The sequence below is a fragment of the Micromonospora sp. NPDC049645 genome, from assembly GCF_040675155.1.
Taxonomy (GTDB): domain Bacteria; phylum Actinomycetota; class Actinomycetes; order Mycobacteriales; family Micromonosporaceae; genus Micromonospora.
In genome coordinates this window covers 573,021-594,677 of the sequence record NZ_JBFAOI010000002.1, presented here as the reverse complement: position 1 = coordinate 594,677, position 21,657 = coordinate 573,021, and the positions used below count along the sequence as shown (strand labels likewise).

12 protein-coding genes are annotated in these 21,657 nt (G+C 72.2%); 8 read left to right on the top strand and 4 right to left on the bottom strand.

Translation table 11 applies throughout. The annotated features are described in order from the left end of the window. The first annotated feature begins 277 nt into the window (after positions 1-277). Complete coding sequence (locus AB0J33_RS08100; protein WP_363611179.1) at positions 278-2,587, top strand: BTAD domain-containing putative transcriptional regulator; 2,310 nt, start codon at positions 278-280, stop codon at positions 2,585-2,587. Positions 2,588-2,620: 33 nt separating this feature from the next. Here the strand turns inward: AB0J33_RS08100 and AB0J33_RS08095 are convergent, their stop codons facing one another. Next, positions 2,621-4,693 (bottom strand): PQQ-dependent sugar dehydrogenase, encoded by a 2,073-nt coding sequence (locus tag AB0J33_RS08095; RefSeq protein WP_363611177.1) that lies wholly within the window; start codon positions 4,691-4,693, stop codon positions 2,621-2,623. Between the two features lie 309 nt (positions 4,694-5,002). Here AB0J33_RS08095 and AB0J33_RS08090 point away from each other — a divergent pair, with 309 nt between their 5' ends. The 4 genes from AB0J33_RS08090 to AB0J33_RS08075 all read left to right on the top strand — a co-directional run bounded on the left by AB0J33_RS08090 (position 5,003) and on the right by AB0J33_RS08075 (position 9,931). Further along, positions 5,003-7,030, top strand: a complete 2,028-nt coding sequence (locus tag AB0J33_RS08090) for a serine hydrolase domain-containing protein (protein WP_363611175.1) — start codon at positions 5,003-5,005, stop codon at positions 7,028-7,030. Between the two features lie 42 nt (positions 7,031-7,072). Further along, on the top strand, positions 7,073-8,362 hold the full coding sequence (locus AB0J33_RS08085; RefSeq protein WP_363611173.1) for a histidine kinase: 1,290 nt from the start codon (positions 7,073-7,075) through the stop codon (positions 8,360-8,362). Beyond that, the gene (locus AB0J33_RS08080) at positions 8,359-9,015 is read left to right on the top strand and encodes a response regulator transcription factor (protein ID WP_363611171.1); all 657 of its coding nucleotides are present in this window, start codon (positions 8,359-8,361) and stop codon (positions 9,013-9,015) included. The genes AB0J33_RS08085 and AB0J33_RS08080 overlap by 4 nt, the downstream gene beginning before the upstream one ends. A 118-nt stretch (positions 9,016-9,133) precedes the next feature. Further along, the gene (locus tag AB0J33_RS08075) at positions 9,134-9,931 is read left to right on the top strand and encodes an SAM-dependent methyltransferase (protein WP_363611169.1); all 798 of its coding nucleotides are present in this window, start codon (positions 9,134-9,136) and stop codon (positions 9,929-9,931) included. A 58-nt stretch (positions 9,932-9,989) separates the two neighbouring features. Here AB0J33_RS08075 and AB0J33_RS08070 read toward each other — a convergent pair whose 3' ends face one another. Continuing rightward, positions 9,990-10,718: a cellulose binding domain-containing protein gene (locus AB0J33_RS08070; protein WP_363611167.1), complete on the bottom strand. Its 729-nt coding sequence runs from the start codon at positions 10,716-10,718 to the stop codon at positions 9,990-9,992. 317 nt (positions 10,719-11,035) lie between these two features. On the opposite strand from AB0J33_RS08070, the gene AB0J33_RS08065 reads away from it, so the two are divergent. After that, a complete protein-coding gene (locus tag AB0J33_RS08065; protein WP_363611165.1) occupies positions 11,036-12,109 on the top strand; it encodes a hypothetical protein in 1,074 nt (357 codons plus the stop codon). An 82-nt stretch (positions 12,110-12,191) separates the two neighbouring features. Here AB0J33_RS08065 and AB0J33_RS08060 read toward each other — a convergent pair whose 3' ends face one another. Further along, entirely contained in the window at positions 12,192-13,448 is a 1,257-nt protein-coding gene (locus tag AB0J33_RS08060) for a phosphodiester glycosidase family protein (protein WP_363611163.1), read from the bottom strand. 376 nt (positions 13,449-13,824) lie between these two features. Here AB0J33_RS08060 and AB0J33_RS08055 point away from each other — a divergent pair, with 376 nt between their 5' ends. After that, positions 13,825-19,344, top strand: coding sequence for a carboxyl transferase domain-containing protein (locus AB0J33_RS08055; protein ID WP_363611161.1), 5,520 nt, complete (start codon positions 13,825-13,827; stop codon positions 19,342-19,344). Positions 19,345-19,424: 80 nt separating this feature from the next. Here the strand turns inward: AB0J33_RS08055 and AB0J33_RS08050 are convergent, their stop codons facing one another. Continuing rightward, on the bottom strand, positions 19,425-20,003 hold the full coding sequence (locus AB0J33_RS08050; protein ID WP_363611159.1) for a sigma-70 family RNA polymerase sigma factor: 579 nt from the start codon (positions 20,001-20,003) through the stop codon (positions 19,425-19,427). Positions 20,004-20,229: 226 nt separating this feature from the next. On the opposite strand from AB0J33_RS08050, the gene AB0J33_RS08045 reads away from it, so the two are divergent. Then, a complete protein-coding gene (locus tag AB0J33_RS08045; protein WP_363611157.1) occupies positions 20,230-21,657 on the top strand; it encodes a PepSY-associated TM helix domain-containing protein in 1,428 nt (475 codons plus the stop codon).

Genomic DNA, 21,657 nt, shown 5'->3' with positions numbered 1-21,657 from the left:
GGCGAAACGCAATGCCCGGAATTCTGCGGTGGACCCGTGCCGGTTGCTTGTACGGGCCGTGCGCGTGCTGTGGGGGCTGCCTGAGGGAATCCTGAGGGTGGGATTATGCCGATACCGCATAGCAGTCAGTAAGTACACCGACTCTTTTGGTTATGGCGATGATGCTCAATGAAGACAATGATCGTGCCGGGGGGAAAGCCACGCCGGGCGTCGGCTACGGACGACCGGTTGTCTCTTCACTGACCTGAGCCTCCACGAGAGAAAACAGGAGTGGTGGATGTCCGGAGACAGACTCAACCATGCCTCGCGCCCGTCGGCGCCGAGCCGCGATCAACGCGGGGGCGAGGCATCGGCACCGGGTCAACCGCACCGGGGCGGTGATCCGGGGCGCGCGCTGCGCCGCCTTGCCGACGTCGGCGACCGCACGGCCGCGCACCTGTGGCTCACCATCCAGCCGGACCTGCTCACCGCCACACCCGACCCGACCGACGCCGCACTGGCCGACATCTGGCGGGTCGCGTTGCAGCACCACCTCGACGGCGAACCGCAGCTGGCCGCCGCACGGCTGGCGATGGTCCCGATCGACGCGGCCGGCCCGCACGCCGTACAGGTGCACTGTCACGCGGCTGTGCACCACCTGATCGAGGGTGACATCGAGCGGGCCACCACCGACGCCGAGGAGGCCGCCCAGGCCGCGCACGGGTGCGACTCCCCCGCCGCCCACGGGGCGTACGCCCGACTGGCCACGCTGCTTGCCGCGGCGACCGGCGACGCGTCGGCGGCACGGCGGCGAACGGAGCCGGCGGAGGGGCTACGCCACGCGGACGTCGGCCTGTTCCGACTGATGATCCACCTGGACCTCGCCGGCTACCTGCTGGGCGTCGGCGACGCCTCCGACGCGCTGCGGCACGCCGAGGCGGCCGTCCGGCTGGCCGAGGTGACCGGCGACACCGGTTACGAGCCCTACGCGCTGGCCCTCGCCGCCTCGGCGAAGTGCCTGCTGGGTCGCCTGGAGGAGGCCCTCGCCGACAGCGCCGCCGGTCAACGCCTGCGGGAGCTGGCCGGGATCGGCGCCGACGAGGCGTTCTCGCTCACCACCCTCGGCATGGTGCACCGTCGCCGACGCGAGCCACGCCAGGCCCGCAAGGCGTTGGAGAGCGCCCTGGCCATCCTCGGCAACGGGCAGCACCGGCCGATGTCGCGCGCCCTGATCCTGGCCGAGTTGGCACGGATCCGCGCCGCCGACGACCTGCGGGCCGCACGGGATCTGGCCGAACGCGCGGTCACCATGGCCCGGGAGCCGGACCGGCCGTACGCGCTGCTGGCCCGCGGCTGGGTGGCGCTGCTGCGCGGCGACACCGACGCGGCCCACTTCGACGCCGCCGAAGCCCGCACCGGCGCCACCGTCGGGCGGCGGCGCGCCACCCTGATCGAGGCGCTGCAACTCACCGTCCTGGCGGCGGAGGACCCCCGGGCCGCCGCCGGTCTGCTCGACGACGCCGGCGCGCTCTGCCGGGACCTGGGCGACCCGGCCCAGGAGGCCGCGGTTCGACTGATCGCCGCCCGACTCGAGGGCCGGCAGGCACGACGCGGCGCGGAGGGGGCCGAGCAGAAGCTGCGCCGCTGCGGGGTACGCCTCGACCCGGGCGTCGCCGACGGGCTCACCGCCATCACGCTGCGCGTACCGGCGGTGGTCATCCACACCCTCGGTGACTTTAGGGTGTTCCGGGCCGGGGCCGTCGTGCCGTACGGCGAGTGGCAGTCCAAGAAGGCACGGGACCTGCTGAAGATCCTCGTCGCGCATCGCGGTCGCGCCGTCCCCCGCGCCCGGCTGATGGAGTTGCTCTGGCCGGACGAGTCGCCGGCCCGGACCGCGAACCGGCTCTCCGTGCTGTTGTCCACCCTGCGCCGCGTGCTCGGCACCGGGCACCGCACCAGCGGGCGGGGCGCGGTGCTTGCCGACCGGGGCTCGGTGGCGATCGACCTCGACGTGATCGACGTGGACGTCGAGACGTTCCTCACCGCGGCGGAGGAGGCGCAGGCCGCACAGCGTGCCGGGCACCCCACCGCCGCCGGGTTGCTGACCCGCGCCGACGAGCTGTACGGCGGGGACTTTCTCGCCGACGACCCGTACGAGGACTGGGCGCAGCCGCTGCGCGAGGAGGCGCAGGTGGCACACACCCGGGTGTTGCGGGCGCTGGCCCAGCACGCCTCGGACACCGACCAGAAGCTCGTCTACCTGATGCGGCTCGTGCACCGGGACCAGTACGACGAGGACGCCCACCTGGAGTTGGTGGAGGTGTTGCGGGCGGCGGGCCGGCACGGCGAGGCACAGCGGCGCTACCGCGCGTACGCCGAGCGGATGCGGGAGCTGGGCATCGACCCGGCGCACGCCGACGGCACGGCCAAACCCGCCGGATCCGGTGCCGGGCCGCACGCCGACCCGCCGTCGGGCACGGGGGCACGGTTGGCCCGCTGGCGGGCCCCGGCCACGCTGCCCCGGGCCTGGACCACCGAGTTCGGGGATGCCACGATCCCGAGCCAGCGGGCCCTGAGTTTCCAGAGCCTGAGCAAGCACCCGGTCTGACCCGCGCCGCCTCGGCACGCCGAGCCGTCGACGTTAGTTGCCGAGCGTGACGTGCAGGATCTTCTCGTTGCTGTTGTTCGGGGTGCTGTCCTTGTCGCCGACGTTGGTGGTGGTCAGCCACAGTCCTCCGTCGGGGGCCGGCTCCACGGTCCGCAACCGGCCGTAGGTGCCACTGAAGTACGTCTGCACGTTCGTCAGGCTGCTGCCGCTGATCACCGCGCGGTACATCCGGGCGCCTCGGGCGCAGGCCACGTAGAGGGCGTCACGCACGATCGTGATGCCGGAGCAGGACCCTTCGGCGGTCGGGTAGGTGCGGGCCGGTGCGATGAAACCGGCGGTGCCGCAGCTGCCGCTGGTGCCCTCGCAGGCCGGCCAGCCGTAGTTGCCACCCTTGGTGATCAGGTTGGTCTCGTCCATGATCGAGTTGCCGAACTCCTGCTCCCAGAGTCGGCCCTGCGAGTCGAACGCCAACCCCTGCGGGTTGCGGTGCCCGTAGCTCCACACGTAGTTGCCGAACGGGTTGTCCGACGGGACGGTGCCGTCCGGGTTGAGCCGCAGGATCTTGCCTTCCAGGCTGGCCCGGTCCTGGGCGTAGTTGCCGTTCTGGGCGTCACCGGTGCTGGCGTACAGCTTGCCGTCCGGGCCGAACCGCAGGCGACCGCCGTCGTGGTACTTGTTGCGCCGGATGCCGCTGAGGAGCACCTGTTCGGTGGCGGTGTTGAGGCGCCCGTTCTCCAGTTTGATCCGGACGATGCGGTTGTCGCTGGGTGAGGTGTGCATGATGTACAGCCAGCGGTCGCTGGTGAAGCCGGCCGAGATGGCGAGCCCCAGCAGACCACCCTCACCGTCGGTGCTCTGCACGTTCGGCACCGTGCCCAGGTTGGTCTTGGCCCCGGTGGCCGGGTTGAGCTGGATGATGTCGTGCGCGTCGCGGCGGTTGTAGAGGACGCTGCCGTCCGGCAACGTCACCAGGCCCCACGGGATGTCGGTGTCGGTGGTGACCTGCCGCACCCCGCACACCGGGTTGGCGCACGCCGCGCCGGTGGTCACCGTCGTGGTGCCGCTGCGCGACGAGGCGTTGTCCTGCGCGTCCCGGGCCACCAGGTGGTACTGGTACGCGGTGTTCGCCGCCAGGCCGCTGTCGGTGAACGTCGTCGCCGGCGGCGCGCCGGTGACCGTGCCCACCTTCACGCCGGCCCGGTAGATGTCGTACGCCCGGACCCCGATGTTGTCCGTCGACGCCGTCCAGCGCAGGGTCACCGTGGTGCCCGACGCGCTGCCGGTGAGCTGTTGCGGCGCGGTCGGCGGCTGGGTGTCGGCCTGGCACGGCGGCGGTGTGATCGAGACGGTGCCGCTCGCCTGGGACACGTTGCCGGCGGCGTCGCGGGCGTTGACGTACAGACCCCAGGTCGCCCCGGCGACCACCGTGAGGTTGGTGGAGAGCGTCGTGCCGCTCACCGACGTCATCAGCTGACCGTCGTGGTAGATGTCGTAGAAGGCCACCCCGACGTTGTCCGTCGAGGCGTTCCACGCGAACGTCACCGAGTTGCAGGTCAGGCCACTCACCCGGGGGCTGCCCGGCGTCGTCGGCGGTTGGGTGTCGGCGCTGCCGAGGGACGTCGTCCACCGCTGGTTGGACTGCCCGTTGCAGGTCCACAGACCGACGGTGGTGCTGTTGGCGGTGCCCGCGCCGGTGACGTCCAGGCACAGACCGGACTGGACGCCGACGATGGTTCCGGAGGTGTTGATCCGCCAGCGTTGGTTGGCGCCGCCGGTGCAGCCGTTGATCTGCAACGCGGCCGGCGCGGTGGTGTCCTGACCGACCACGTCCAGGCACATCGTGTCCTCGTAGACCCGCAGCTCGCCGCTCGGGGTGAGGGTCCACGCCTGGTTCGCCTGCCCGTTGCAGTCGTAGATGTTGATGCCGGCGCCGGCGGTCCTGACGTTGCCGACCACGTCCAGGCAACGGCCGCTGGCCACGCCGACCACCGTCGACGGCGCCGCGGCGGCCGCTGGCACCCCGACGGCCACCGTCAGCAACGTCACCGCCGCCATGGCCGCCGGCAACAGCCGGCGTCGTGGGTTGGTCCGCGCGGTGACTCGCATCCGTCCTCCAGGGTCAGGGCGCCGGCCGGCCACCGGGCGATAGTGCGCCCGACCACGCCGAACAAACACATCGACCATCAAAGATGCATTCGCCGCCCAAGTCAAACGATGTCCCTCGATCGGGGGCAAACCCGCTGATCGGCGGGGCGTCCCGGCGAGGCGCTTCTCCTACTCAGGTCGTAGACCCATTGCCGTCCTGCGCCAGATGGTTCGCGGCGATCGCTCGAACAGGCTTGTGCCAGGGCATCGGGTGACGCCGTACGGACACTGCTCCGGACACCCGTTCGCCTGGAAAGGCACTGGCCGACAATGCGTCCACTTCCTCTTCTTCCGGCCCGTCCCACCCGACCCGGCGTCCGGCTCGGCGCGACGGTGGCGGCCACGGTCGTCCTCGCCCTGAGCGCCGCCGGCTGCGGCGCGGCGCAGCGCACCCCCGCGCCGCCCGTCGACGCTCCGGCGGCACCCGCCGCCGCGAGCGGGACCGGCCCCGCCCTGACCGACACCGACGTCAACGCCTGGCTCGACGGCCTGCTGCCGGCCGCGCTCGACCGCACCGGCATCGCGGGGGCCACGGTCGCCGTCGTGGACGACGGCAGAATCGTCACGACCCGGGGGTACGGGTACGCCGACACCGGCACCGGCGGCAACGAGGTCGTGCCGGTCGACCCGGACCGGCATCTGTTCCGGATGGGATCGGTGTCGAAGCTCGTCACCGCCACCGCGGTACTGCAACTGGTGCAGGGCGGGAAACTCGACCTCGACGCCGACGTCGAGACGTACCTCGATTTCGAGCTGCCGCGCCGCTGGGAGCGGGCCGTGACCCTGCGGCACCTGCTGACGCACACCGCCGGCTTCGAGGAGCGGATCGCCGGCCTCATCGGCACCGACGGCGGCGACGTCAACCTGCGCAGGGCTCTGGTGACCGACCCACCGGAGCAGATCTACGAGCCGGGCACCGTCCCCGCGTACTCCAACTACAGCAACGCGCTCGCGGGCTACGTCGTCGAACGGGTCAGCGGGACGCGCTTCGAGGAGTACGTCCAGCGCAACATCCTGGACCGTGCCGGCATGCCGTCGTCGACCTTCGCGCAGCCCCTTCCGGCGGCGCTGCGCGACCGGATGTCCAACGGGTACGACACCTCCGCCGGCCCCGCGGCGCCGTTCGAGATCGTCGGCACGCCACCGCCGGGCGCGCTGAGCGCCCCGGCGACGGACATGGCGCGGTTCATGCTCGCCCAGCTCGGCGAGCAGGTGGGTTTCGCGCCCCTGCTGGATCGGCCGACCCGTGAGCTGATGCAGCGTCCGGCGCTCGACTCGACGTCGCTGGGCACGCTGGCCGACGGACCCCGGATGACCCTCGGCTTCTTCGCGGAGGACCGCAACGGTCACCGGATCCTGGGTCACGGCGGCGACACCAAGTACTTCCACTCGCACCTACAGATCTACCCCGACGACCGGGCCGGCATCTTCCTCTCCCTGAACAGCAACGGCACCGGCGCGATGGACAGCCACGAGCTTCGCGCGTCGGTCGTGAACGGCTTCGCCGACCGCTACTTCCCGGCCCGTGAGGACCAACCGACGGCAGGCGTGGACCCGGCGACCACCGCCAGGCACGCCGCCCTGGCCGCCGGCACGTACGAGTCCTCGCGGGCGATCCGGAGCAACTTCCTGACCGCGATCGGCCTGGTCGGCCGGACCACGGTCAGCGTCGCCGACGGGAACCGGTTGCGACTGACGCCCGGTCCACTCTCCGACTCCCCCGCCCTGTACGAGGAGGTGGCGCCCTGGGTCTGGCGTGAGGTCGGCGGGCAGCGCACGATCGCCATGCGGGCGACCGGCGACCGGGTCGAGGCGATCGGTTTCGACTCCGCGTTCGCGTTGCTGCCCGTCGAGCCGGCCCGCGCCTCCACGGTGGCCATCCCGTTGCTCGCCCTGTCGACCGTCGTGCTGATCCTCGCCGTCCTGTCCTGGCCGGTCGGCGCGGTCGTCCGCCGCCGGCTCGGTCGCGCTCCCCGCGAGCGGGCCGGGCGTACCGCGCGGGTCCTGAGCCGCCTCGCCGTCGCCGGTACGCTGCTCGCGCTCACCGGGTGGGTGCTGAGCATCACCACCATCATGGGCCTGCACGACGTGCCCGGCGCCGTCCTGCGCACCCTCCAGGTGCTGCAACTGGTCGGTCTGCTCGGTGTGCTGCCCGCCGGGGTCCGACTCGTCGACGACGTGCGACGCCACGTCGGCTGGCCACGGATCGTCGGCAGCGGTCTGCTCCTGTTCGCCCTCGCCGGCGCGGGCTGGTTCGCCGTGGAGTTCCACCTGCTCGCGCCTAGCATCTCCTACTGACCCGCCCGACCCCGGACGATCCGGAGCAAGGACGCGCACCGCATGAGGGACCACACCGGCACCGAACCCGGCTCACCGCGACTGACGAAGTGGCTCGACGGACGGCTCACCCGACTCGGGGTGAACGGGGTGGTCGCCCGGGACTGCCTGCTGGCGGCGGCGCTGACCGTCCTGACGTTCGCCCTGCTGACGGTGCTGCTCTTCTTCGTGGCGCCGGAGGACGGGCTGTCCTTCGACCCGACGCGGGCGTGGCTGCTCGTCGCCCTCTGCTGCGTGCAGGCGATGGCGCTGTGTCTGCGTCGGGTCCGGCCGCTGCTCTGCCTCGGGGTCATCGTCGCCCTGCAACTGCCCGTCATCGGCGTCGGCCTGCCGGAGGCGACCATCCGAGGCATCGCGCCCTTCGTGGCGGCGTACACCGTCGGGTCGTTGCTGCCGGTTCGGCGCGCGTTGCTGACCGTCGGCGCGGTCGTGCTGGTGGAGTCGCTCGGGGCGGTCGTCCTGGTGACGCCCGACGTGCTGACCGCCGTCGCGTACGTCTCGGCGAGCGCCCTGACCTACGCCGCCGCGACGTTCGTCGGCGGCTACGTGGCCACCTACCGGCGCTACGTCGAGTTGGTCCGGGTGCGGGCGGACGAGGCCATCCGGGAGCAGCGGACGAAGGTTCAGGCGGCGATCGGCGCGGAACGCTCCCGGATGGCCCGGGAGCTGCACGACGTGGCGGCCCACCACCTCTCCGGCATGGTCGTGCAGGCCGCGGCGGTCGAGCGGCTCATCGACCGGGACCCGGCGGCGGCGAGGGCCGGCGTGGCCTGGATCCGGAGCCAGGGCAAGGAGACCCTGGACAACCTGCGGCTGGTCGTGGGTGTGCTGCGGGGGCGGCCGGGGCACGAGGACGACGACGCCCCGGTGCCGGGGCTGGGCATGCTCGACGACCTCGTCCGCACGGCGGGTGACCTCGCCGGCCCGGTGGAGTTCGTTCGCGTGGGTGCGCAGCGTGAGGTGTCGCCGATCGCCGACGTCGCGCTCTACCGGATCGCGCAGGAGTCGCTCAGCAACGCCCGTCAACACGCGCCGGGCGCCCCGGCGCGGGTGGTGCTCCGCTTCGACCCCCGCTCGGTGTCGCTGGAGGTGGTGAACGAACCGCCCGGCCCGCGCGGCGTACCGACGGCGCGGACCGGCGGAGTCGGCCTGGTGGGTATGCGCGAGCGCGCACAACTGATCGGGGCGACGTTCACTGCCGGTCCGACCGCGGCCGGTGGCTGGGCGGTCACCGCGACGCTACCGACGAACGGTCCCGCCGCGGCGCGGCCGAAGGAAGAGGCCCCCGCATGATCAGAGTGATGCTCGTCGACGATCAGGCGGTCGTCCGCGCCGGCTTCCGCGTCATCCTGGAGCAGGACGGCGAGATCGAGGTCGTGGCCGAGGCGTCGAGCGGGTCGGCAGCGGTCGAGCTGGCCCGCCGGCTGCAACCGGACGTCATCTGCATGGACGTCCGGATGCCGCACGGCGACGGGCTCACCGCGACCCGGCAGATCATCGCCGACGCGTCCGGAGCGCCGCCGGCGGTGCTGGTGGTGACGACCTTCGACCTCGACGAGTACGTCTTCGGCGCGCTGGAGTCCGGCGCCAGCGGTTTCATCCTCAAGGACTGTGAGCCGGAGGACCTGATCGAGGCGATCCACCGCCTCGCGAGCGGGTACGGGCTGGTCGACCAGGCCGTCACCCGACGCGTGATCTCGGAGTTCGCCAGGCGTACGCCGGCACCCCGCTCGGACGCGGCGGCGGCACACCAGCTGACCGCGCGGGAGACCGAGATCGTGGAGTTGCTCGCCCAGGGCCTGTCGAACGTCGAGATCGCCGAGCAGCTCTTCATCGAGACCAGCACGGTCAAGTCACACCTCGGGCGGGCCATGGCCAAGATCGGCGCGCGGGACCGGCTACAGACCGTCGTGTGGGCGTACCAGAACGGGGTGGTCCAGCGGTGATCGTGACCTGAGCACAGACCACACGGCACCCGGGTCGACAGTGGACGGCGCCGGAGTACGATCCCGGTCGTACCGCTGTGGTGACCTCCAGCTGACGACCCCTCGATAGGAGCCTGGCATGGCCGGCCCGGACGCCGAACTCACCGCGAAGCTTCAGCCCGACGTACCGCACGCGGCCCGGATCTGGAACTACTGGATGGGCGGCAAGGACAACTTCCAGTCCGACCGGGCGGCCGGCGACGCCGTCGCCGAGGTCTACCCGGAGATCGTGCTCATGGCGCAGCAGTCACGCGTCTTCCTGGTGCGGGCCGTGCGGTACCTCGCGGCCGAGGCGGGCATCCGGCAGTTCCTGGACATCGGCACCGGCCTGCCCACCATGCAGAACACGCACGCGGTCGCCCAGGGCATCGCGCCCGAGTCCCGGATCGTCTACGTGGACAACGATCCGATGGTGCTGGTGCACGCCCGGGCGCTGCTGGCCAGCACGACGTCGGAGGGTGTCACCACCTACGTCCCCGCCGACTACCACGATCCGGAGAAGATCCTCGCCGAGGCGGCGCAGACGCTCGACCTCACCCAGCCCGTCGCGGTGATGTACATGGGCGTGCTGGGTTACGAGCCCGACCTGGACGTGGTGCGTTCGATCATCCGGCGCACGATGGACGCGATGCCGTCCGGCTCCCACCTGGTGTTCTGGGACGGCACCGACACCAGCCCGGCTGTGGTTTCCGGTGCCGAGCGGCTGGCGCAGAGCGGCGGGGTCCCGTACATCCTGCGCAGCCCGGCGGAGCTGGAGAGTTGCTTCGACGGGCTGACCATGGTCGAGCCGGGTCTGGTGCCGATCCCGCTGTGGCGGCCGGAGACGCCCGACGCCGTCGGCATCGACGCCTACGGTGCCGTCGCCCGCAAGCCCTGACCGACACGACGTCCGCCCCGCCTCCCGCCGTCGCGCCGGAGGCGGGGCGGACGTCGTCTCACCGGGCGCACGTCAGGGTCAGGCCCTCGGGGACCGCGCTTGTCGACACGAGCAGACCGAACGTCGTCACCCCGTCCGACGCCAGCGTCCCGTTGTAGGCGGCGTTGCGCACGGTGACGTCGGCGCCGGCCGTCTCGACCACCCCGCCCCAGGACGTCTCGACCCGCTCGTCACCGGACCACCGCCAGGAGACGCGCCACCGGTCCAGCGGCAAGGCCCCGGTGTTACGGACCGTGACCGTTGCGACGAAGCCGCTGCCCCAGCGGGCGTCGATGGTGGCCGTCGCGCGGCACGAGGTCAGCGACGCGGTGCGGGTCGAGGCGATCACGTACGGGTCCCGCCGGCCCTCGGCGTCGGTGAACCGGTACCAGTACTCCGTGTCGGGCGTCAGCCGGTCGATGGTCACCGCGCCGTTGAGTTCCGGCCCGGAGACACCCTCGGCCACCGCAGCCCGCCACTGTTGGGCGTCCTCTCGGCTGGTGAAGAGGCTGACGGTCATCGGCGGGTTGTAGCCGCACGGCGGCCGGAAGAACACGACGTACGAGATGGTGAGGCTCGTGGTGGTGGCCCCGCTCACGTTCGCGGTGATCGGCAGTGCCGGGGGGCAGGTCGGCGTCGGTGTCGGCGTGGCCGACGGCGTCGGGGCGGGCGTCGCCTCGGCGGCGTCGGTGGTCGCGGTCCAGGCGGCCAGCGCCATGGTCGTGACGGCGAGGAACATGCGAAGCATCGGTGCCTCCGTGGTTGGCGGGCACCGACGACCGCGGTGGTGGCCGGTGCCGCACTCGGGTTTCCGGCCGCCGACGTGGGCTGCCCGGCACGGGCGGCATGGCCACCTCGTGCGCCCCGTGGACCGGAGGAGATGTGGTGCGCGCTGGCTCCCCGAGCACGACCGAACCACAGCATGGCAGTCGACAGGCATCGATACAAGCCGGTCCCGATCCCGTTGGACATCGTCCGTTTTCTCTTCGCCGGAGCGACACCCACCGGGCGTCCGCGCCAAGAATGATCCATTGTGGTCTATCCAATCGGACACGGGAGCACACCATGCTCGACGTAAACCCCCCGACCCGGCGACCCCGGGTGGCGAGGGCACTGATCACGGCCGCCGCCGCGGCGGTGCTGGCGGCTGCCGCGCTGACCGCCCCGAGCCCCGCCGGCGCCGCCGTCAGCCGGGCCGAGCTGGCCCTGCGCTGGGCGCCCATCCACTACCAGGACGTCGATGCCACCGGCGGCCACGCCCTGAGCGGCCAGTCGGACTACCTCACCCGGGTCGACTTCGACGGCGACCTGGACGGGCGCAACAACTGGGACCGGGCCGGCCAGGCTGGCGCCTCGTTGGCGGCGCACGCGTACTACTCGGTCGTGGAGACGAGCACCCACTGGTACATCACGTACTTCTTCTTCCACCCGCGCGACTGGACCGACCACCCGTTCTTCGAGACCGAGCACGAGAACGACGGTGAGGGCGCGCTGTTCGCGATCGAGCGCGACGGTTCCGCGTACGGTGTCCTGCGCTCGGCCGTCACGGTCGCGCACAGCGACTTCTACTCGTACACGCCGAGCGGCAGCACCTGGACCAGCGGCGGCGAGAGCATCGACGGCACCCTGCGGTTCGAGGCGTCGCCGCACGACACGTTCCAGCACCCGGTGACCGCGCAGGAGGCGCAGGGCCACGGCCTCAAGGCACACCCGCAGTACGACATCAACGGTGACGGCCTGGTCTACTACCCGTCGACGGTCGCCGAGACGCCGAGCAGCGGCAACGACCGCGACGTGCGGTACCAGCTGATCGACATCTTCGCCGCCGGCGGCCTGTGGGCGCAGCGGTCCAACGCGAGCCTCTTTGCCAGCCTGGGCACGTTCGCCGGTGACACGTCCGGCGACTGTGGCGCCGGCACCTGGAGCTGTTCGACCAACTCGGCAAACGCGCCGTGGGGCTGGGACGACGGCAACGACGCTCCCGCGCGCGGGGAGATCGCCAGTGACCCGGCGAAACTGTCGGCCGCGTACTTCACCGTGCCGACCGCCCTGGCCCGCACCTACAGCTACAACCCGTACGCCGGTGCGGCGGCGGCGCTCGCCGAGGCGGCGAGGACGGCACCGCCGACCGTCGACTGATGTCTCCGTCTCCCCGGGGTCGGGCCTGCCGGGCTCGTCACCGGGGAGACGGGGTCGACCCGCATTCGAGCGGGTTCACCGATCAGCGCTTGCCCAGGAAGATTCCGATGCCGTTGGCGACCATTCGCTCCGTACCGTCGGACGGGCTGTTGCGGGCGGTGGCCGTCGCCTGGCCCGGCTCGCGGACGGCGACCGTGCTCGAACCGCCGCCGTCCAGGTTCACGGCGGCCCGCGCGCCGAGCGACCGCATCAGGTCGGCCAGCTCGGCGATCGTGAAGCCGGCGCTGGCCGGGGCGCGGCCGGCCAGGGCGACCAGGTACACGGTCCGGCCGTCCGCGCTGACCCCGGCCGAGCTGCGCACCGCGGCGGTCTTGGTGTCCAGGCCGGCGAGCGGTGCACCGTCGCGAAGGATCGGCGCGCCACCGACGGCGAAGGTCAGCTTCGGATTGTCGGCGGAGACGAGCTTCTCGCTCACCTGCACGCGGTCACCGACGGCGAGGTCGTCGAGCGCGTCCGCGCCGCCCTCCCGGCCCACCAGCACCTCGGTGTCGGCCGGGATCGCGCCCGCACCTGGCGTCTGACCCACGGCGGTCACCACGCCGTCGCGAACGGTCACCTCGTAGGTGCGGGTGCTGCACGGGTCGCTCCGACTCGTGTCGGTGCCGCAGGTGGACCGGACCCGGGAGGCGGTTCCCCAGTCGGCGGTGAACAGGCCGACCCCGTCGACCGGGAGCGCGTACTGGTTGAGGCCACCCAGGGCGATCGTGCCCTTCGTGCTGCGCACCTCGCCGTCCAGGCTCAGGGTGTCGACGCGCGCCTTGCCGTTCACGCCGACGCCGAAGACGTCCCGGGTCGAGGTGCCGGGGGCGAGGCCGGGCCCGAACCGCTGCGCGGTCGGCACCGCGAACTTCAACTCCGCGCCGTCGGCGATCTCCGGACCCGACGACGAGTAGGTCGGGGTGACGCCGACGTGGGTCTCACTGTTGTTGAAGAAGTCGCCGTTCACGCCGGCGACGGCGCCCTGGTCGTTCGTCATGGCCGAGACGACCTTGCGCTGGGCGACCGCGTCGGGGTGCAGGAGGCCCAGGGAAACCTCGTTCTTCTTCAGGTTTGCGGTGAGCAGGTAGCCCACGGTGACGCCCCGGGGCGTGGCCACCTGGAACGAGCGGTAGGTGACGCCCGGGGCGAGCTGTTCGGTCGTTGTGAAGATGACCGGGGTGTCGGTCGCGGGTAGCGTGGCAGTCACGGCGTGGGCGACGCCGGCCGGCGTCACAAGCGTGGTCAGCCCCGCCGCGAGCAGCAGCGCCAGACGCGGGCGTACGAGGTTCAGTGACCTCATTGCCGCTCCTTCAATGGTGCGTTTCCTGGCCTGGGCCGGGAGGGTCTAGCCGGCTGGCGGTTGGCCCGGACCGGCGATGATCTTCCTGGCCAGCCGATCATCCGGGGGTGAACGCGGGAGGCTGCGAACGTGAACCGCCCACACCGTCCTGATCAACTGACGGAGCGTCCGAGCAGGTCGGCCCGGGTCGACCCGATCGACAGCGATGGGCACGCTCCCCCGGGGGTGCCAAAAACTTTTGTGCACTTCCTACAACTGAGCGACTGTTGGTTCGGTGGTTGCGCCATAGCGCTGGCAGCCGCCACCGGGAAAGGTGATCACTGCTGGGAGCCGTCTCCCGGCATGTGGGTCGAGGTCTAGCTAAGGGGTCTTTCGGGTGTTCAACCGTGTCGCCATCGTCAACCGTGGTGAAGCCGCCATGCGGCTCATCCACGCGGTCCGCGAACTGGCCGCGGAGACCGGCATCCCGCTCGAAACCGTGGCTCTCTACACCGATGTCGACCGCAACGCCACGTTCGTCCGCGAAGCGGACATCGCCTACGATCTCGGCCCGGCGTCCGCCCGCCCGTACCTCAACCTGGCAGTGCTTGAGCGCGCGCTGACCGAGACCGGGGCCGACGCCGCGTGGGTCGGCTGGGGCTTCGTCGCCGAGGATCCGGCGTTCGCCGAGCTGTGCGAGAAGATCGGCGTCACGTTCGTCGGGCCGAGCGCGGACGCCATGCGCCAGCTCGGCGACAAGATTGGCTCGAAGCTGATCGCCGAGGAGGTCGGCGTGCCGGTCGCGCCGTGGAGCCGCGGCGCCGTCGAGACCCTGGCCGCCGCACGTGCCTCGGCGGCCGAGGTCGGCTATCCGCTGATGCTGAAGGCGACCGCGGGCGGCGGCGGGCGCGGCATCCGCGTGATCCGGAACGAGGCCGAGCTGGACGACGCGTACGAGCGCACCAGCCAGGAGGCCGCGCGGGCGTTCGGCAGCGGCATCGTGTTCCTGGAACGCCTGGTCACCGGCGCCCGACACGTCGAGGTCCAGGTGATCGCCGACGGGCAGGGCACCGCGTGGGCGCTCGGCGTCCGCGACTGCTCGGTGCAGCGACGCAACCAGAAGGTCATCGAGGAGTCGGCGTCGCCGGTGCTCGACCCGGCGCAGGCCGCCGAGCTGAAGACCTCGGCGGAGCGGCTGGCCGTGGCCGTCGGTTACCGGGGCGCGGCGACCGTCGAGTTCCTGTACCACCCGGGCGACCGGCTGTTCGCGTTCCTCGAGGTCAACACCCGTCTCCAGGTCGAGCACCCGATCACCGAGCTGACCACCGGGTTCGACCTGGTCAAGGCCCAGCTGCACGTCGCCGCGGGCGGGCGGCTCGAGGGCGCGCCGCCGGCCGAGCGCGGGCACGCCATCGAGGCGCGGCTGAACGCCGAGGACCCCGACCGCGACTTCGCGCCGTCGCCGGGCCGCATCGCGCGGCTGGACCTGCCCAGCGGCCCCGGCATCCGGGTGGACACCGGCGTCAGCGAGGGCGACACCATCCCGGCCGACTTCGACTCGATGATCGCGAAGATCATCGCGTACGGCCGCGACCGCGACGAGGCGCTCGGCAGGCTGCGCCGGGCGATGGCGAACACCACGGTGATCATCGAGGGCGGGGCGACCAACAAGAGCTTCGTGCTCGACCTGCTCGACCAGCCCGAGGTGATCGACGCCAGCGCGGACACCGGTTGGATCGACCGCGTTCGCGGCGAGGGCCGGCTGGTCACGCACCGCCACTCCGCGGTCGCCCTGGCCGCCGCCGCCATCGAGGCGTACGAGGAGGAGGAGCGCGTCGAACGGCAGCGACTGCTGTCGACGGCGGCCGGCGGACGACCGCAGGTGCAGCACTCCAGCGGTCGCCCGTTGGACCTCAAGCTGCGCGGCGTCGGCTACCGGACGCGGGTGGCACGGGTCGGCGCACACCGGTTCCGGGTCGGCATCGAGACCGGCCCCGTCGTGCGCACCGCCGACGTGGAGCTGGACCGCTTCGACCGGCACACCGGCCAGATCGTCGTCAACGGCATCCGGTACCGGCTGCTCACCGGCACGTACGGGCCCACCCACCTGGTCGAGGTGGACGGCGTGACGCACCGGGTCAGCCGGGACGAGGGCGGCGTCCTGCGCTCTCCGATGCCCGCGCTGGTCGTCGCCACCCCGCTGGAGGTCGGCGCCGAGGTCGAGGCGGGCGCCCCGGTCCTGGTGCTGGAAGCGATGAAGATGGAGACGGTGCTGCGGGCGCCGTTCCGGGCGCGGTTGAAGGAGTGCGCCGTCTCGGTGGGCAGCCAGGTGGAGGCGGGTGCGCCGCTGCTGCGCCTGGAGCCGCTCACCGACGGCGCCGACGAGACCGCCGACGACCCGAGCGCCGAAACCGTCGAACTGGACCTGCCCAGCGCCGTCGGGGAGACGCCGGCGGACGAGCGCAGCCGGCGGGGTCAGGAGGACCTGCGGGGTCTGCTGCTCGGCTTCGACGTCGACCCGCACGACGACAGTCGGGTGCTCGACGACTACCTCACCGCGCGGCGGGAGGCCACCGAGGCCGGTCAGCGGCCGCTGGCCGGCGAGGTCGACCTCGTCGAGGTGTTCGCCGACCTGGCCGAGCTGAGCCGCAACCGACCCACCGGGGAGGACGGCGGCGCCGCGCACGTGCACAGCGCCCGGGAGTACTTCCACACCTACCTGCAGAGCCTCGACGTCGAGCGGGCCGGGCTACCGGACGCCTTCCAGGCCAGGCTCGCCAAGGCGCTCGGCCGGTACGGCGTCACCGACCTGGAACGCTCCCCCGCCCTCGAAGCCGCCGTCTTCCGGATCTTCCTCGCCCAGCAGCGGGCGGGCGCGGACGCCACGGTCATCGCGACGCTGCTGCGCGCCTGGCTGCGGGAGACCCCGCCGGACGAGACGCTGCGCGAGCCGGCCGGCCTCGCGCTGGAACGGCTGATCGCCGCGACGCAGGTCCGCTTCCCGGTGGTCGCGGACCTCGCCCGCGGCGTGGTGTTCGCCTGGTTCGCCCAGCCGCTGCTGCGCCGCAACCGCGCCCGCGTCTACGCCGAGGTCCGTGGCCACCTGCGGCACCTCGACGCGCACCCGGACGCGGCGGACCGGGCCGAGCGCATCGCCGAGATGGTCCGCAGCACCGAGCCACTGGTCCGGCTGCTCGGCCAGCGGCTCGTCCGCGACCACCTCGACAACGCGGTCATGTTGGAGGTGCTGACCCGGCGCTACTACGGCAACAGGGCGCTCACCAGCGTGCGTACCCGGGAGGTCGCGGGCTGCACGTTCGTGGTCGCCGAACGCGCCGAGTCGAGCGTGGTCTCCGCCGCGATGAGGTTCGACGCGCTGGGCAGCGCGCTACGTGGCCTGGCCGAGCTGGCCGCCGGCGAGGACGCCGTGGACGCCGACATCTACCTCGGCTGGGAGAACCAGCCGGAGGACTTCGACGCGATGGGTGCCGCGCTGGCCGAGGTCGTCGCCGCGCACCCGCTGCCGCCCCAGGTCCGTCGGGTGACCACCACCGTCGCGGGTCGCGGCGGGGCGGTCATGCACCACCACTTCACCTTCAGCCCGTCCGGCAGGCAGATGATTGAGGACCGGCTGATCCGCGGGCTGCACCCGTACATCGCGCAGCGGATGCAACTGGAGCGGCTGCACAAGTTCGACCTGACCCGGCTGCCGTCGGCGGACGAGGAGGTCTACCTCTTCCAGTGCGTGGCACGGGAGAACCGGGCTGACGAACGCCTCGTCGCGTTCGCGCAGGTGCGTAACCTGACCGAGCTTCGCGAGCAGGACGGCCGGCTGGTCGCGCTGCCCAGCACCGAGGACGCCATCGCCGCCTGTCTGGACTCGATCCGCCGCGCCCAGTCCCGGCGGCCGTCGAAGACGCGCTTCAACACCAACCGGATCGTCGTCTACGTCTGGCCGCCGAGCGAGCTGACCCGCAAGGAGATGGAGATGATCGCCGGGCGGGTGCGCCCGACGACCGCGGGCGCCGGCCTGGAGGAGATCCTGTTCATCGCGCGGCAGCGCGACCGCCGGACCGGCGAGCTGACCAAGATCGCCGTACGGATCTCGTTCGACGCCGCGGGCGGCGCCGAGTTGACCGTCGGGGAACCGCCGGTCGAGCCGATCGAGCCGCTGGACGAGTACCGGCTCAAGGTGCTGCGCGCCAGCAGCCGCAACACCGTGTACCCGTACGAGCTGACCGGGCGGCTCGGTGACTTCGTCGAGCACGACCTCGACGACGACCACGCCGTGCAGGATGGACGGTGCTCGTCTCCGCCCGAAACCGGCTCCGACTGCGCTCCGTCGCTGGTACCGGTGGACCGGCCGAAGGGTCGCAACAGCGCCGCCATCGTCGCCGGGGTGGTCACCACGCCGACCGAGCGCCACCCGCAGGGTGTCACCCGGGTGGTGCTGCTCGGCGACCCGACGAAGTCGCTGGGCGCGCTGTCGGAGCCGGAGTGCCGGCGGGTGATCGCCGCACTGGACCTGGCCGAGCGGATGCAGGTGCCGCTGGAGTGGTGGGCCCTCTCCGCCGGTGCCCGGATCTCGATGACCTCCGGCACCGAGAACATGGACTGGGTGGCCGCCGCGCTCAAGCGGATCGTCGAGTTCACCCAGGCCGGCGGTGAGATCAACATCGTGGTCGCGGGCATCAACGTCGGCGCGCAGCCGTACTGGAACGCCGAGGCGACGATGCTCATGCACACCAAGGGCATCCTGGTGATGACGCCCGACTCGGCGATGGTGCTCACCGGAAAGCAGTCGTTGGACTTCTCCGGCGGGGTGTCCGCCGAGGACAACTTCGGCATCGGCGGCTACGACCGGGTGATGGGGCCGAACGGGCAGGCACAGTACTGGGCGCCGAACCTGACGGCCGCCCGGGACGTGGTGATGGCCCACTACGACCACACGTACGTCGCACCCGGCGAGGACGCGCCCCGGCGGGCGGTCACCACCGACCCGGCCGACCGCGACATCTCCGACTTCCCGCACGACGTGGCGGGCAGCGCCTTCCGCACGGTCGGGGAGATCTTCTCCGTCGAGGCCAACCCGGACCGCAAGAAGCCGTTCGACATCCGTACGGTGATGCGGGCCCTGGCCGACCAGGACCACCCGGTGCTGGAGCGCTGGGCCGGCATGGCGGACGCGGACACCGCGGTCGTGCAGGACGTCCACCTCGCTGGCATCCCGGTCTGCCTGCTCGGCATCGAGTCCCGGTCGGTGCCGCGGCACGGCTTCCCGCCCACCGACGGTCCGGACACCTACACGGCCGGCACGCTCTTCCCGCGCTCGTCGAAGAAGGCCGCGCGGGCGATCAACGCGGCCAGCGGCAACCGACCACTGGTCGTGCTGGCGAACCTGTCCGGCTTCGACGGCTCACCGGAGTCGATGCGCAAGCTGCAACTGGAGTACGGCGCCGAGATCGGCCGGGCGATCGTGAACTTCCGCGGACCGATCGTCTTCTGCGTGATCTCGCGCTACCACGGCGGCGCGTTCGTGGTCTTCTCCAAGGCGCTGAACCCGAACATGACCGTGCTCGCGCTGGAGGGCTCGTTCGCCTCGGTGCTCGGCGGCGCGCCCGCCGCCGCGGTGGTGTTCTCCGCCGACGTCAACGCCCGTACGGCGGCCGACCCGCGGGTGCGGGACCTGGAGGCCCGCACCGCTGCCGCGACCGGCACCGAGCGCGCCGCGCTCACCGCCGAGCTCGACGAGCTGCGCTCGTCGGTGCGCGCGGAGAAGCTCGGCGAGGTGGCCACCGAGTTCGACCGGGTGCACAACATCCAGCGTGCCGTAGAGGTCGGTTCGGTGGACGCCGTCATCCGCGCCGCCGAGCTGCGTCCGCGCATCATCGAGGCCATTGAGGGTCGCCTGGGCTAGCACGACGAGGAACGCCCGCCACGGGTCAGCGACACCGGTGCACGGTGGTGCCGACCCGTGGCGTTGGCGGGTGGCACCCTTCAGCCCGTTCTCCGATCGTGGCCGGGGGTGCTGTCGGACTGCCAGGCGGCGACGAGATCCTCGCGTGCTCGGGCGACCCGGGAACGGATGGTGCCGACCGGGCACTGGCAGACGTCCGCCGCCTCGGCGTAGGACAGGCCGAGGACCTGGGTGGCGACGAACGCCTCGCGGCGTTCCCGGGTCAGGCCGGCGATCAACTGGTGCAGGGTCACGCCCTCGTCGGCGCCGGCCGTGATCGCACCGGCAGCCTCGGCCGCCGCCTGCCAGTCCGGCACCGACGCCATCCTCGGTCGGGCCACCGCCGTCCGGACGTGATCCACGGCGACCCGTCGGGCGATGGTGAACACCCAGGTACGCGCCGACGAGCGGCCGGCGAAGCCGGGCAGGTTGCGAAACGCCCGCAGGAACGTCTCCTGGGTGAGGTCGTCGGCCTCCCCCGGCCCGGCAAGGTGCGACAGGAACCGCCAGACCTGGTCCTGGAGGGCCCGGATGAACGCCGTGGCGGCCTGCCCGTCACCCCGGCCCGCCTCCCGCGCCCACCGGGTCACCTGCTCGTCGTCAGCGTCGCCGTTTCGCACGGACCACCGTCCTGTGTGTCACGGGCGCTCCCTCGTGCCGAGATGTCGTCGTCGTGACGCCGCCGGTCGGCCGCGCACTCTGGTGGTCGGCGGCCGGTCGGCAAAAGTTCCCGGGACTACCACAGTCGGCTGATCTTCCAGATGCCCGACGGTCCGGGAACCGATGCCACCCGCCATCCGACTACCGATTCCGACCGCCCCGCGCATCGAGTCGAACGGATACCGCATGACGTCCATCGTTGAGACGCCCGAGTCCACTCCCCCACCGGCTCCCGCGCCGACCCCGGCGCGTACGACCTGGGGTGGGCTACTGCTGCGGATCCACTTCTACGCCGGGATCCTGGTCGCCCCGTTCCTCGTCGTGGCGGCGCTGACCGGCCTCGCGTACACACTCACGCCGCAACTGGACCAGATCGTCCACGGCGAACAGCTCACGGTCGACACGGTCGGCGACGACACGCGTCCGCTGGCCGACCAGATCGCCGCGGCCCGCACCGCCCACCCGGACGGCACGCTCGCCTCCGTCACGCCCGGGGCGGGGGACGCGACGACCCGGGTGGTGTTCGACGTCGCCGATCTCGGCGACCGGCAGCACACCGTCTACGTCGACCCGTACACGGCCGAGGTGCGGGGGACGTTGACCACCTGGTTCGGGTCGACGCCCCTCACCACCTGGCTGGACGACCTGCACCGCAACCTGCACCTCGGCGTCGTCGGCCGGTACTACTCGGAACTCGCCGCGAGTTGGCTGTGGGTCATCGTGCTGGGCGGGATCGTCCTGTGGTGGCGTCGGCAGCGCCCCGGCGCGGGGCGACTGCGCCGACTGTTCGGCCCCGACCTGGCGGCCCGGCGGGGGGTACGACGTACCCGTGGCTGGCACGCGGCGACCGGGCTGTGGCTGGCGGTCGGGCTGCTGTTCCTCTCCGCCACCGGCCTGACCTGGTCCCGCCACGCCGGGGAGTCCTTCGGGGCGGGGCTGGACGCCCTCGACTCCCGTACCCCCGAGGTGTCCACCGCCCTGCCCGGCGCGACCGCACCGGCCGACGATGCCGGCCACCACGAGGGACACCGCGGGCAGGCCACCGCGGTCGACCTGGCCGCGACCGACCGGGTCCTCGCGATCGCCCGGGGCGCGGGCCTGGACGGCCCGGTCGAGATCACTCCGGCCGCCGACGCCCATTCGGCGTGGACCGTGACCCAGGTGGACAACACCTGGCCGGTCCGCAAGGACCGGGTGGCCGTCGACCCGGCCGCGGGCACGGTGACCGCGCGCAGCGACTTCGCGTCCTGGCCACTGCTGGCGCAACTGAGCGGGCTCGGCGTCCAGGCCCACATGGGGCTGCTGTTCGGGCCGGTCAACCAGATCCTGCTCGCCGCCCTCGCCCTCGGGCTGCTCTGCGTCATCGTGTGGGGCTACCGCATGTGGTGGCAACGCCGGCCCACGCGCACCGAACGTCGTGCCCTCGTCGGCACCGCCCCCGAGCGGGGCGCGTGGCGGCAGACGCCCCGCTGGGGCCTCGTCGTCGGCGTACCCCTGGTTGTCGCCGTTGCCGTGGCGCTGCCGGTGTTCGGGGTGACCCTGCTGGCCTTCCTCGTCTTCGACCTCACCGCCGGGGCGTGGCGGGCTCGCCGGGCCGGGGCCGCGGCCGGCTGA

Excerpts from the sequence above, each read along its gene's own strand:
- AB0J33_RS08075 (WP_363611169.1), top strand. The coding sequence starts at position 9,134 with ATGGCCGGCCCGGACGCCGAACTCACCGCGAAGCTTCAGCCCGACGTA.
- AB0J33_RS08085 (WP_363611173.1), top strand. The coding sequence starts at position 7,073 with ATGAGGGACCACACCGGCACCGAACCCGGCTCACCGCGACTGACGAAG.
- AB0J33_RS08080 (WP_363611171.1), top strand. The coding sequence starts at position 8,359 with ATGATCAGAGTGATGCTCGTCGACGATCAGGCGGTCGTCCGCGCCGGC.
- AB0J33_RS08090 (WP_363611175.1), top strand. The coding sequence starts at position 5,003 with ATGCGTCCACTTCCTCTTCTTCCGGCCCGTCCCACCCGACCCGGCGTC.
- AB0J33_RS08095 (WP_363611177.1), bottom strand. The coding sequence starts at position 4,693 with ATGCGAGTCACCGCGCGGACCAACCCACGACGCCGGCTGTTGCCGGCG.
- AB0J33_RS08100 (WP_363611179.1), top strand. The coding sequence starts at position 278 with ATGTCCGGAGACAGACTCAACCATGCCTCGCGCCCGTCGGCGCCGAGC.
- AB0J33_RS08045 (WP_363611157.1), top strand. The coding sequence starts at position 20,230 with ATGACGTCCATCGTTGAGACGCCCGAGTCCACTCCCCCACCGGCTCCC.
- AB0J33_RS08065 (WP_363611165.1), top strand. The coding sequence starts at position 11,036 with ATGCTCGACGTAAACCCCCCGACCCGGCGACCCCGGGTGGCGAGGGCA.
- AB0J33_RS08060 (WP_363611163.1), bottom strand. The coding sequence starts at position 13,448 with ATGAGGTCACTGAACCTCGTACGCCCGCGTCTGGCGCTGCTGCTCGCG.
- AB0J33_RS08070 (WP_363611167.1), bottom strand. The coding sequence starts at position 10,718 with ATGCTTCGCATGTTCCTCGCCGTCACGACCATGGCGCTGGCCGCCTGG.